At 69.6% G+C, this 11,454-nt stretch carries 10 protein-coding genes; 4 read left to right on the top strand and 6 right to left on the bottom strand.

Going from position 1 to position 11,454, the window contains the following annotated elements:
- Positions 1 to 77 precede the first annotated feature (77 nt).
- Positions 78 to 2,012 (bottom strand): DNA primase, encoded by a 1,935-nt coding sequence (gene dnaG / locus LSI54_RS01290; protein WP_241470188.1) that lies wholly within the window; start codon positions 2,010 to 2,012, stop codon positions 78 to 80.
- 133 nt (positions 2,013 to 2,145) lie between these two features.
- Here dnaG and LSI54_RS01285 point away from each other — a divergent pair, with 133 nt between their 5' ends.
- Positions 2,146 to 2,643: an aminoacyl-tRNA deacylase gene (locus LSI54_RS01285; RefSeq protein WP_241463809.1), complete on the top strand. Its 498-nt coding sequence runs from the start codon at positions 2,146 to 2,148 to the stop codon at positions 2,641 to 2,643.
- A 31-nt stretch (positions 2,644 to 2,674) separates the two neighbouring features.
- Here the strand turns inward: LSI54_RS01285 and LSI54_RS01280 are convergent, their stop codons facing one another.
- From LSI54_RS01280 to LSI54_RS01260, 5 genes are all read right to left on the bottom strand, one after another.
- Positions 2,675 to 3,997: a deoxyguanosinetriphosphate triphosphohydrolase gene (locus tag LSI54_RS01280; RefSeq protein ID WP_241475722.1), complete on the bottom strand. Its 1,323-nt coding sequence runs from the start codon at positions 3,995 to 3,997 to the stop codon at positions 2,675 to 2,677.
- 10 nt (positions 3,998 to 4,007) lie between these two features.
- On the bottom strand, positions 4,008 to 5,255 hold the full coding sequence (gene dusB, locus LSI54_RS01275) for a tRNA dihydrouridine synthase DusB (RefSeq protein WP_241475723.1): 1,248 nt from the start codon (positions 5,253 to 5,255) through the stop codon (positions 4,008 to 4,010).
- Between the two features lie 11 nt (positions 5,256 to 5,266).
- Positions 5,267 to 6,232 (bottom strand): GNAT family N-acetyltransferase, encoded by a 966-nt coding sequence (locus tag LSI54_RS01270; RefSeq protein ID WP_241463804.1) that lies wholly within the window; start codon positions 6,230 to 6,232, stop codon positions 5,267 to 5,269.
- Between the two features lie 182 nt (positions 6,233 to 6,414).
- The gene (locus LSI54_RS01265; protein ID WP_241463802.1) at positions 6,415 to 7,797 is read right to left on the bottom strand and encodes a glycine--tRNA ligase; all 1,383 of its coding nucleotides are present in this window, start codon (positions 7,795 to 7,797) and stop codon (positions 6,415 to 6,417) included.
- 83 nt (positions 7,798 to 7,880) lie between these two features.
- Positions 7,881 to 8,882, bottom strand: coding sequence for a DMT family transporter (locus LSI54_RS01260; RefSeq protein ID WP_241463800.1), 1,002 nt, complete (start codon positions 8,880 to 8,882; stop codon positions 7,881 to 7,883).
- A gap of 62 nt (positions 8,883 to 8,944) precedes the next feature.
- Between LSI54_RS01260 and LSI54_RS01255 the strand changes: the two genes are divergently transcribed.
- The 3 genes from LSI54_RS01255 to LSI54_RS01245 all read left to right on the top strand — a co-directional run bounded on the left by LSI54_RS01255 (position 8,945) and on the right by LSI54_RS01245 (position 11,454).
- Positions 8,945 to 9,190: an RNA-binding S4 domain-containing protein gene (locus LSI54_RS01255; RefSeq protein WP_241463798.1), complete on the top strand. Its 246-nt coding sequence runs from the start codon at positions 8,945 to 8,947 to the stop codon at positions 9,188 to 9,190.
- Between the two features lie 156 nt (positions 9,191 to 9,346).
- Positions 9,347 to 10,432, top strand: coding sequence for a glycosyltransferase family 4 protein (locus LSI54_RS01250; RefSeq protein ID WP_342357783.1), 1,086 nt, complete (start codon positions 9,347 to 9,349; stop codon positions 10,430 to 10,432).
- Positions 10,429 to 11,454, top strand: coding sequence for a hypothetical protein (locus LSI54_RS01245; protein ID WP_241475725.1), 1,026 nt, complete (start codon positions 10,429 to 10,431; stop codon positions 11,452 to 11,454). Before LSI54_RS01250 ends, LSI54_RS01245 begins: the two co-directional genes overlap by 4 nt.

Raw genomic sequence — 11,454 nt, 5'->3', positions numbered from 1 at the left:
TGGGGCAACACGTTATCAAGACTGGTGGCGGCTTCGAAGTCCGGTGCTGCCGGGCCACGGTTCACAGAACGTCAGGCTCAGCCCCATTCGGCCTCCCGCAGCGAACGACGCCGACGCTCCAGCTCCATCAGCTCACGGTTCAGCGCCTGGTGCTCCTCTGGGTTGTGGGAGGCGTCCATGCGCTGGAGCCGGCCCAGCAGATTGGCCTTCTGGTGGGTGATCTTGAGCTCCACCAGCCGGTTGAGGATGGACTGGCAGTACTTCTCCAGATGCTCGTCGCTGTTGGTGGGCAGCGAGGTGACGGCCAGCTCGGAGACGAAGGACTTGATCGGTTCCGGCACCTCGTCGCGCACCGCCTGGACCCAGTTGCGCGGATCCGAGGCGGAGGCCGCGGCGATCCGCACGCCGTCGTGGATGGCCTGGTGCACCGGTGCGGTGAAGCGCACCGTGAAGATCTCCTCCCACTGCTCCGCGGTCAGATGGGTGGGGTGCTGCAGGATCACCTCCAGCGCCTGACGCTCCATGAGCACCGCCGGGTCGCGGGTGTCCGGGCGCGGATAGCCCGGCGCGCTGCGGCGCAGCTGCTCCCCGTCCGGTTCGCCCTGACGCTGATTCCCCTGCCGCTGACTGCCTGTGCCCTGGCTGTTCGCGGCGGCCTTCTCGGCCTCCTGATGGGGTGAGGGCTGGTGCTTCTGCGCGTAGGCCACCGCCCGGGCGACGTCGTCCATCTCGGCTCCCAGCCAGCCGGCCAGTTCGCGGGTGTAGGCCGGGCGCAGCGCCGGGTCCTTGATCGCGCCGACGATCGGGGCGGTGGCGCGCAGCGCGCCGACCCTGCCCTCGATGGTGTTCAGGTCGAATTCACGCAGCTTCGCCCGGATCGCAAACTCGAAGAGCGGGGTCTTGGAGCTGATCAGCTCGCGCACCGCCTCATCGCCGCGGTGCTGACGGATGTCACAGGGGTCCATGCCTTCGGGGCCCACGGCGATGAAGGTCTTGGCGAGGAACATGTGGTCCTCCTTGAACGCCTTCAGCGCGGCCTGCTGGCCGGCCGCATCACCGTCGAAGGTGAAGATCACCTCGCCCACGCCGCCCTCGTCGGAGATCAGCCGGCGCGCGATCCTGATGTGGCCCTCGCCGAAGGCGGTGCCGCAGGTCGCGACCGCGGTCTCCACCCCTGCCACGTGACAGGCCATGACGTCGGTGTAGCCCTCCACGACCACCAGCTGGCGCTGCTTGGCGACGTGACGCTTGGCGTGTTCGATCCCGTAGAGCACCTGCGACTTCTTATAGATCGCGGTCTCGGGCGAGTTCAGGTATTTCGGGCCCTTGTCGTCCTCGTAGAGGTGGCGGCCGCCGAAGCCCACAGTGTTGCCGGTCATATTGCGGATCGGCCACATCAGCCGGCCGCGGAAGCGGTCGTAGATCCCGCGTCCGCCGGAGGAGAACATCCCGGTCTCGGTGAGCTCCTCGTCGGAGAAGCCCTTGGAGCGCAGGTGTTTGAGCAGGTTGTCCCATCCTTTGGGGGCGTAGCCCACGGAGAACTGGGCGGCGTGTTCGCGGGTGAAGCCGCGCCCGGTGAGCATCTCGCGGGCGGTCTGCGCCTCGGGGCTCTGCAGCGCGGCCTGGAAGAACTCGTCCGCGATCTTGTGCGCGTCCAGCAGCCGCTGCCGGCGCCCGACCTCCGCCTTGTCCGGGCCCTTGCCGCCGTCCTCGTAGCGCAGCTCGATGCCCATTCGTCCGGCGAGCTTCTCCACGGTCTCCTGGAAGCTGGTGTGCTCCATGCCCATCAGGAACGCGATCACGTCACCGGACTCTCCGCAGCCGAAACAGTGGAAGGTGCCGACCTGCGGGCGGATGTGGAAGCTCGGTGAGCGCTCGTCGTGGAAGGGGCAGAGGCCCTTCCAGGAGCCGATGCCGGCACCCCTGAGCGTCACGTACTGCTCGACCACCTCGCGAAGGTCTGCGCGCTCACGGACGGCGTCGATGTCTTCGCGTTTGATCAGTCCGGCCATGGCTCTAATCTACTCGGCACGGCCAAATGCCGAGCGGGTGTTCCCGGCCCTGTGGAGGGTGCCGGGGACTGATGCTCGGGAGTGCGCAGGTGGTGGCGCGGCGGAGCGGACCAAGTCTGGCTAGGCTGGGATCATGACTGAGCTTTCCGGACGTGAGCGTGTGCAGGCCGACGCCGATTCCCGCGCGGTGACCCTTGAATTCGTCCAGCGCGGACCCTCCTCCTCGCTGGAGGAGGCCGCCGAGAACCTCGGGGTCGCGCCGCGGGAGATCGTGAAGACCCTCGTCGCCAAGGCCAAGCTCACCCAGTCCGCCACCGAGCACAGCTACGTGGTGGCGCTGATCCCCGGGGACAAGCAGGTGGACTGGGCGAAGCTGCGCAGGCTGGCCGGGATGAAGAAGATGTCGATGACCGCGCCGGACGAGGCCGTGGCGGCCACCGGGTATCACCCCGGCACCATCACCCCCTTCGGCGCCCGCACCCCCGAGGGACAGGTGTGGCCGGTCTACGCGGATGAATCGATCTCCGGGCGGATCGCCATGGGAGCCGGGGAACCAGATCTCAACCTCTTCGTGGAGGCCGCCGAGCTGTTCGAGGCCTTCGACGTCGTCGTCGGCGACATCGGGAAGTAACACCCCACCTCCCGCGTCGAGGGGCGGAGGATCAGGCGAAGAGGCGGTTGAAGACCGGGCGGCCGTGGACCAGGGTGGCGTACCACTCGAGCGCCGCACCGTCGGTGAGTGAGGCGATCTGGTCGATGATCGCGCGCTGCCGGGCAGCCTCATCGGAGGCGTCGTGGAAGTCGGCCTGGAAGGGCGGCTCGAGGAACTGGTCCCCGGTCTCGGTCAGCAGCCCGTGCAGGCCCTCGATGACCTCGCGCTGGCGGGCGTAGACCGGCTTCTGCTCGCGTGAGGCCATGATGTAGGTCGCGGCGATGCCCTTCATCAGCGAGACCTCCTCCAGCGTCTCCACCGGCACCACCAGGTCGGCCTCGTGGCGGACCAGCGGACGGTCCCCGTAGACCTCGCGGGTGGCGGTGAAGATGGCGTGGCAGAACCTGCCGATCAGCTCGCTGGTCATGTTCTTCAGCGCTGCCAGCGCCTGGCGGGAGCCGTCGGACTCCCCCACCCAGGCACCGGCGGAGGAGAGCCGCTCGAGCGCGGCCTCGATCCGCGCCGGGTCGGTCTCGGGCAGGTACCACTCGTGGGTGGTCTGGACCACGCGGCGGCGCTGCAGCGGGTCGGCGAGGAACTTCAGCTGGAACCGGCCGTTGACCACGCCGTCCTCGATGTCATGCACCGAGTAGGCGATGTCGTCCGCGGCGTCCATCACCTGGGCCTCCATGGACTGGCGTCGGCCCTCGACGCCCTGTCGGATCCAGTCGAAGACCTCGACGTCGTCCTCATAGGCGCCGAACTTCTGGCTGCGGCTGCCGTCGGGCAGGGCCGGAGCCTCATGGGCGCGCCAGGGGTATTTCACCGCGGCGTCGAGGGAGGCGCGGGTGAGATTGAGCCCGGCCGAGCGGCCGTCGGGGTGGAAGCGCTTCGTCTCCAGCCGGGTCAGCAGCCGCAGCGTCTGCGCGTTGCCCTCGAACCCGCCGTGGGGTGCGGCGAGGTCGTTGAGCACGGTCTCCCCGTTGTGCCCGAAGGGCGGGTGGCCCAGGTCGTGGGAGAGGCAGGCGGCGTCGACGACGTCGGGGTCACAGCCCAGCAGCCGGCCGAGGTCCCGGCCCACCTGGGCGACCTCCAGCGAGTGGGTCAGCCGGGTGCGGGAGAAGTCGTCGACGTCGGGCGAGACGACCTGGGTCTTCGCGCCGAGCCGGCGCAGCGCCGAGGAGTGCAGCAGCCTGGCCCGGTCGCGCTCGAAGCTGGAGCGGTAGACGGACTTGCCGTGTTCGGGCACCCAGCGGGCCTCGTCGGCCTCGGTGTATCCCGGTCGCAGGGCGGCGTATCCGCCCTCCACCCGCTCCACGTTCTGCGCAGTCATGGGGTCAACCCTAACCGCCGGAGATGTCGACCTCTGCGGCCTGGATCATCTCGCGCTGCGCCTCGTCGAGCTCCTGGGACTCCAGCCAGTCCTGCGGCAGGTGCACCTTCTTGGGCGAGCCGGCGCGGCCGCGCGGGCCCTCGGCGTCGGCGCCGGGGTAGCTCAGGGTCTGATCCAGCTGCCCGAGCAGGTCCTCGAGCTGGGCCATGGATTCCACCGCGACCAGCTGGGTGCGCAGGTGCGAGCCCACCGCGTAGCCCTTGAAGTACCAGGCCACATGCTTGCGGATGTCCTGCATGGCCTTGCGCTCGTCGCCGTCGAAATACGGGATCAGCATCTGCGCGTGGCGAAGCAGGGTGGCGGAGACCATGGGCAGGTCTGGGCGGTGCCGCTCCGTCCGGCCCTCGAAGGCGGCCTGGAGGTCACCGAAGAGCCAGGGCCGGCCCTGACAGCCGCGGCCGACGACGACGCCGTCCACCCCGGTCTGCTCCACCATCGCCACGGCATCCTCTGCGGACCAGATGTCACCGTTGCCGAGCACCGGGATGTCGGGCAGGGATTCGCGCAGCGCGGCGATCGCGGACCAGTCGGCCTGCCCGGAGTAGTGCTGCCGGGCGGTGCGTCCGTGCAGGGCGACCGCGGCCACCCCGGAGTCGCGGGCGATCTTGCCGGCCTCTATGTAGGTGAGGTGGTCCTCGTCGATGCCCTTGCGCATCTTCACGGTCACCGGGATGTTCGCCTTCGACGCCTCTCGCACGGCGGTGGCGACGATGGACTCGAAGAGCCGGATCTTCCAGGGCAGCGCGGATCCGCCGCCCTTGCGGGTGACCTTGGGGACCGGGCAGCCGAAGTTCATGTCGATGTGATCGGCGCGGCCTTCTTCGACCAGCATCCGCACCGCGTGGCCGGTGGTGACCGGGTCCACCGAGTACAGCTGCACCGAGCGCGGGACCTCGTCGGGCTCGTGCTTGATGATCCGCAGCGATTCGGGCCGGCGCTCCACCAGGGCGCGGGCGGTGACCATCTCGTTGACGAAGAGCCCGCCGCCGTAGTCGCGGCAGAGCCGACGGAAGGCGGTGTTGGTGATCCCAGCCATCGGGGCCAGCACCACCGGGGTCTTCACCGTGATGGGTCCCAGGGTCAGCGGCGGCAGCAGCGCGGTGCCCTGCCCGCCGGCCCTCGGCGCGCCGTTCTCGAGCGCGCCGGTGTCCAGCACGCCGGTGTCCAGCGCGCCGGTGTCGGTGGCCTCAGCGGTCATGGGCTGCCTGCTCAGGCTGCGTCTTTGGCGTAGATGAGCGCCTCGAAGTCGTACTCGGCCTCGCCGGCGGCGATGAGCTCATCGGTGACGGTCTTCAGCGGCACCATCGCATCGTCGACCTCGACCTTGACCGGGAAGTGCGCGGAGAGCAGCGCGAGCATGGCGCGGCAGGCGGTCTCGGCGTCGGAGTCTTCCAACCCGGTGTTCCAGCCCAGCAGCACATCGGCGGGCTCATCGGTGCGCTCGGAGGTGTAGCTGATCGCGAAGGCCAGGATGCCGTTGTTCCCGCCGGCGCTGGTGTCGCGCAGCACCACCGCACCCGAGGCGCCGGTCTCCGGTCCGAGCAGCATCTGCTGGGCCTTGCCGACGGTCATCTCGGCGCGATCCCAGGCGTGCACGGTGTTGTAGAAGTCCGCGACCAGCTGGGTCAGCTCCACCGATCCGGTGGCGAGGTCTTCGAGGTCCAGTCCCGCGCTGTCCAGGTCCGGCAGCGAGATGGCGCCCGGCTGGACGACCACCTGCCTGGAGGCCTGGATCTTGGTGAAGCCGTTGTCCTTGAGGAAGCACTGGGCGGCGGAGCGCTTGGCCACGCGGGCCTTCAGCGACTGGACCGCGCAGTTGGGGACCTCGGCCTCGAGGATCTGCAACATCTGCGCGGCGACGCCGCGGCGGCGGTGCTCCGGGGCGACCTCGGCGTAGAAGGAGAGCCGGTCCGGGTGCAGCGAGGAGCGGAAGATCGTCGCGGCGGCCACGGGCAGGCCCGCGGCCTCGGCCACGATGCAGCGGGACCAGGGCTCGTTCGAGGAGGGCCGCAGCAGGCTGCGGTCCTGGTGGTGCATCGAGTTCTCCGGGTCGCCCCAGACCTGGAGCAGCTTCAGGTCATCGCCGTCGGCCCAGGGGCGCACGGTGAGACCGGAGTCCAGGGTCAGCCGGGCCGGGTTCATCGGGCGAGCCGCGGCGTCGTGCTCAATACTCATCACATTTCCTTAGACGAGACGGTAAGTGTCGTTCAGACCAAACAAGCCATGGTAGTCCCGCACCCGCGCCCGGACAAAGCTCACCCCTCACCCGCCCGCCATACCGGCTGTTCAGCGCCCGGACGTTCAGCCCAGGGCTGAGCGCGGCATGGTCCCAGCCACCGGACCACGCCGCAGCCGACTCAGCCGAGCAGCTTCACCGCCAGGTAGGACTGGACCTTGTCCAGCGAGACCCGCTCCTGGGTCATCTCATCACGGTCGCGGATGGTGACCGCCTGATCCTCGAGGGTGTCGAAGTCCACCGTGATGCAGAACGGGGTGCCGATCTCGTCCTGGCGACGGTAGCGGCGTCCGATGGCGCCGGAGTCGTCGAAGTCGATGTTCCAGTGCTGGCGCAGCTGCTGGGCCAGGTCCTGGGAGACCCCGGCGAGCTCGGGCTTCTTCGACAGCGGCAGCACCGCGGCCTTCACCGGGGCCAGCTTCGGGTGCAGCTTGAGCACGGTGCGGGTGTCCACTCCGCCCTTGGTGTTCGGCGCCTCGTCCTCGGTGTAGGAGTCCACCAGGAAGGCCATCATCGCGCGGGTCAGGCCGAAGGACGGCTCGATCACGTACGGGGTGTAGCGGGTCCCGCTGGCCTGGTCGAAGTACTGCAGCTTCGCGCCGGAGGCCTCGGTGTGGGAGTTCAGGTCATAGTCGGTGCGGTTGGCCACGCCCATGAGCTCGCCCCAGGCAGAGCCGGCGAAGTCGAAGCGGTATTCCAGGTCGATGGTGCCGGCCGAGTAGTGCGCGCGCTCATCTTCGGGCACGTCGAACTTGCGCAGGTTCTCCGGGTTCAGACCGAGGTCGATGAACCAGTTGTAGCAGGCGTCCACCCAGTGCTTGAACCACTCATCGGCCTCATCCGGGTGGGTGAAGTACTCGATCTCCATCTGCTCGAACTCGCGGGTCCGGAAGATGAAGTTGCCCGGGGTGATCTCGTTGCGGAAGGCCTTGCCGATCTGGCCGATGCCGAAGGGCGGCTTCTTCCGGGCCGAGGTCACCACATTGTTGAAGTTCACGAAGATGCCCTGGGCGGTCTCGGGCCGCATGTAGTGCAGCCCCTCCTGGTCATCCACCGGGCCCAGGAAGGTCTTCATCAGGCCGGAGAACTGCTGCGGCTCGGTCCACTTGCCGGGCTGGCCGGTCTCGGGGTCGCGGATGTCGGCGAGGCCGTTCTCCGGCGGGTGTCCATGCTTGGCCTCATAGGCCTCGATCAGGTGATCGGCGCGGTAGCGGCGGTGCGTGTGCAGCGACTCGACCAGCGGGTCGGAGAACGTCTTGACGTGGCCCGAGGCGTGCCAGACGGCCTGCGGCAGGATGATCGCGGAGTCCAGGCCGACCATGTCGCCGCGGCCGCGGATGAAGGTCTGCCACCATTCGGCCTTGATGTTCTCCTTGAGCTCGGTGCCCAGGGGTCCGTAGTCCCAGGCAGAGCGGGTGCCGCCGTAGATCTCTCCCGACTGGAACACGAAGCCGCGGCGCTTCGCCAGGGAGATGACTTTGTCGAGTGCGGTCTCTTTGGCCATGTGGCAGATACACCTCAGGTAGAACGGGGATGAACACAGATTGCGTCAGCTTATCGCGCGCACGCACCGGGTCCGAAAGCGGGTCAGTCTCTGGACTTCGGCCGCGGGCGCCCGCGCAGGATGTCGGGCAGGGACGCGAGTATCACCGCGATCAGGGTCAGCCCGGTGCCCAGCACGGTGGCGGTGGTGACCAGCGAGCCGGGCGTGGGCAGCAGCACGTCGAGCAGCAGCGAGCCCAGCAGCTGACCGGCGATCATGCCCATCGCGGCGATCAGCACCCCGACGCGGGTGACCAGCAGCGCGCCCAGGGCGATGAAGATGATCCCCAGCGGCCCGCCCAGGTAGTGCCACCAGGTCAGCGACAGGGCCGGCTCCACCCCGCTGACCAGGGCCTTGCCCGCCCAGACCAGCAGCAGGAACAGCGTGCCGGCGAGGAAGTTGAACAGCGTCCCCGGCGCCGGGGACGCGTAGGCCGCAGAATGGCGACCGTTGATCGCCTGCTGGGCCGCCTGCAGGAAGCCGCCGGAGAGCGGCAGCAGCACCAGCGCCAGCCAGGCCGGCCCCTGCCCGGAGGCGGCCAGCTGCGGGGAGACCGCCCACAGCACGGCCAGCACGGTCAGCGCCGCGCCGCCGACCCGGAACGGGTTCAGCCGCATCCGCCCGGCAGGCCCCAGCCCGATCCGGTCCCAGAGCAGTCCGCCCAAGGTCTGTCCGGTGACCACGGCCACGGTGAACACGGCCACGCCGATCAGCCCGATGGTCAGCGTCTGGGTGAGCACGAAGTAGGCGCCCACGCAGCCGGCCAGGAAGTACCACCAGCGAATCCGCCCCTCCCGCACCGCCGGGGCCACCCGGGCGATGGCCCGTCGGCCGCGGCCTGTGCCGAAGGTCACCAGGACCAGGATGATGCTGCCCACACTGAAGCTGATGGTCGCCGCGAGCACCGGGTCCCCGATCTCGGTGGTCAGCGCGGCATTGACCCGCCCCTGGGCGGGGATCGCCGCACCCGAGGCGAGCATCAGCAGAAGCAGGAAGACCCAGACCAGCGGGGAGCGGGGGCCCGCTGCGGGCTCGGCAGAACTCATGGGCTCACCTTATCCAGACCACTCCCCCACGCTTCACCGGGCGCGCATGACAGACTTGGGCCATGAGCCGAGAAGTGTCTGAGATCCCGATCCGCGATGAGTCCATCCGTCTGGGTCAGCTGTTGAAGCTGGCCGGGGTGGTCGAGAACGGGGCGATCGCCCGCGAGGTGATCGACTCCTCCGGTGTCCGCGTCGACGGCGAGGTGGAGACCCGCCGCGGCGCTCAGATCAAGCGCGGACAGCTCGTGGAGTTCGACGGCGAGCCCTTCGGCCTGCCAGCCGCGCGACTCATGCCCGTTCAGGGCTGACGGGGCTGAATCCGCCTCCCTGAAACCGCGTGTACAGTGCCTCTATGGGCCGGGTGCGCGCGTGTGCGCCGGGCCTCACATGACATTTTCTGCGAGGTGCCTGCCGGTCTGAGATGACCGGCGCCGGGGGGCTGCGTCTCGCCCTGTGAACTAGGGGTGCGGTTGCGCATTTGCATCATCGCTTCGAGCCAGTTTCCCATTCGGGAACCCTTCGCCGGGGGGCTCGAGGCCTTTACACACACGGTGGCAAAGAAGCTCATCGGCAGAGGTCATTCGGTGACGCTGTTCGCCGCAGGCGGCAGCGACCCGGAGCTCGGCGCCCAGATGCTCCTCCCGGAGCGGCTGGAGCTGACCGCCGCTGCCCGCTCTGACGTGGGCGCGATGCCGGCGGACTGGATGCAGCAGCACCACGCCTATCTCGGCCTGATGCTGCGACTGGCGGAGTCCAAGGACTTCGACGTGGTCCACAACAACTCGCTGCACCACCTTCCGGTCGCGCTGTCATCGTTGATCCCGATGCCGGTGCTCACCACCTTGCACACTCCACCGACCCCATGGTTGGAATCCGCGATGAACTACGCCGCGCCCTCCTCGGTGTTCACCGCCGTGAGTTCCGCCACGGCCAAGGCCTGGGCGAGCTCAGTGGCGTCCAGCGTGATCCCCAACGGCGTCGACACCGACGTGTGGCATCCCGGCCCTGGCGGCGACGGATGCGTCTGGACCGGGCGCCTGGTGCCCGAGAAGGCCCCGCATCTGGCCATCGACGCGGCGCGCGCCGCCGGTCGCAGCATCACCCTGGCGGGCCCCATCATGGACCGCAGCTACTTCGAGGGTCAGGTCGAGCCCCGGCTCGGCGACGACGCGGTGCATGTGGGGCATCTGCGCCACGCTGAGCTGGTCGAGCTCGTGGGCTCCTCCGCAGTGGCCGTGGTCAGCTCCCAGTGGGATGAGCCCTACGGCCTGGTGGCGGCTGAAGCCATGTCCTGTGGGACGCCTGTCGCGGCCTTCCCGCGCGGCGGGCTGGTAGAGATCGTCACCGAATCCTCCGGGGCCCTCGCCGCGGACGGGTCGGTGGCCGCCCTCGCCGAGGCGATCACCCGGGCCGCACGCTGCGATCGCACCCAGGTCCGCCAGCGCGCCGAGGGAGATCTCTCGCTGGAGCGGATGGTCGACGAGTACGAGCAGCTCTACACCCAGATGGCTATGGAAGCCTCCCCGCAGCCCAGCGCATCAGCGCGATGATCGGCTGGTACATCCACCATCAGGGCCGCGGACACCTTCACCGCGCCAGCGCCGTGGCTCATGCCGCCGCCGCGCGCGGGGTCCGCATCACGGGGGTCTCCTCGCTGCCCCCGCCCGCCGACTGGCCGGCGGACTGGCTCCAGCTGGACCGCGATGACGCCCCAGAGCCGGACGACGGCGGCAGGTTCCGCGAACCCACCGCCGCCGGCGCGCTGCACTGGGCCCCCCTGCACCACTCCGGGCTGCGCCGGCGCAGCGCGCAGGTCTCGGCCTGGATCGATCACGCCGCACCTGAGCTGCTCGTGGCCGATGTCTCGGTGGAGATCGCACTGCTCGCCCGGCTCCACGGGATCCCGGTGGTCACCGTGGCGCTGCCCGGCGACCGCAGCGATCCTGCGCATCGGCTGGGCTATTCGATCTCCTCGGCCGTGGTGGGGATGTGGCCCGCGCAGGCCACCGAGATCCTCGCCGGGGCACCCGACGTCCAGGCGCTGGGCGGGCTCTCCCGCTTCACCCCGGACGGGACCCCGGTTGAGAACCAGCAGCTCGAGGTCCTGGTGCTCAGCGGAGGCGGCGGCGGCGCGGTGAGCGCCGCGGCGATCGCCCAGCTGCGCCGGACCCTGCCGCAGGCGCGACTGCGCATCCTGGGCGGCGAGTCCTCCTGGGAGGCCGACCCCTGGCCGCTGCTGAAGCGCGCCGACCTGGTGCTCACTGCGGCCGGGCAGAACTCCATCGCCGAGGTCGCCGCCAGCCGCACCCCCGCGCTGGTCACCGCGCTGGACCGTCCCCACCAGGAACAGGCCCATATGCTCGCCGCACTCGAACGCGGCCCCTGGCCGGCGGTCCGCGCCCCCGCGCCCGACGACGATGCCGGCTGGGACCGGGCCGTGGCGCATACGCTCAGCCTCGACGGTGCGGACTGGACCAGCTGGTGCGACGGCGCTGCCGCGGACCGGTTCGCAGCGCTGCTTCACTCGATGCTCGCCCCCACGCGCAGGACCTCGCCGACGGCACCGAGGTGA

The sequence above is a fragment of the Nesterenkonia sp. AY15 genome (assembly GCF_022565855.1).
In the GTDB taxonomy this organism is placed as follows: Bacteria; Actinomycetota; Actinomycetes; order Actinomycetales; family Micrococcaceae; genus Nesterenkonia.
This window is presented reverse-complemented; position numbering and strand designations above follow the sequence as displayed.

Bases quoted from the DNA above. Each gene is read 5' to 3' on its own strand.
- dnaG (WP_241470188.1), bottom strand. From the start codon at position 2,012: ATGGCCGGACTGATCAAACGCGAAGACATCGACGCCGTCCGTGAGCGC.
- LSI54_RS01285 (WP_241463809.1), top strand. From the start codon at position 2,146: ATGACTGAGCTTTCCGGACGTGAGCGTGTGCAGGCCGACGCCGATTCC.
- LSI54_RS01280 (WP_241475722.1), bottom strand. From the start codon at position 3,997: ATGACTGCGCAGAACGTGGAGCGGGTGGAGGGCGGATACGCCGCCCTG.
- dusB (WP_241475723.1), bottom strand. From the start codon at position 5,255: ATGACCGCTGAGGCCACCGACACCGGCGCGCTGGACACCGGCGTGCTG.
- LSI54_RS01270 (WP_241463804.1), bottom strand. From the start codon at position 6,232: ATGAGTATTGAGCACGACGCCGCGGCTCGCCCGATGAACCCGGCCCGG.
- LSI54_RS01265 (WP_241463802.1), bottom strand. From the start codon at position 7,797: ATGGCCAAAGAGACCGCACTCGACAAAGTCATCTCCCTGGCGAAGCGC.
- LSI54_RS01260 (WP_241463800.1), bottom strand. From the start codon at position 8,882: ATGAGTTCTGCCGAGCCCGCAGCGGGCCCCCGCTCCCCGCTGGTCTGG.
- LSI54_RS01255 (WP_241463798.1), top strand. From the start codon at position 8,945: ATGAGCCGAGAAGTGTCTGAGATCCCGATCCGCGATGAGTCCATCCGT.
- LSI54_RS01245 (WP_241475725.1), top strand. From the start codon at position 10,429: ATGATCGGCTGGTACATCCACCATCAGGGCCGCGGACACCTTCACCGC.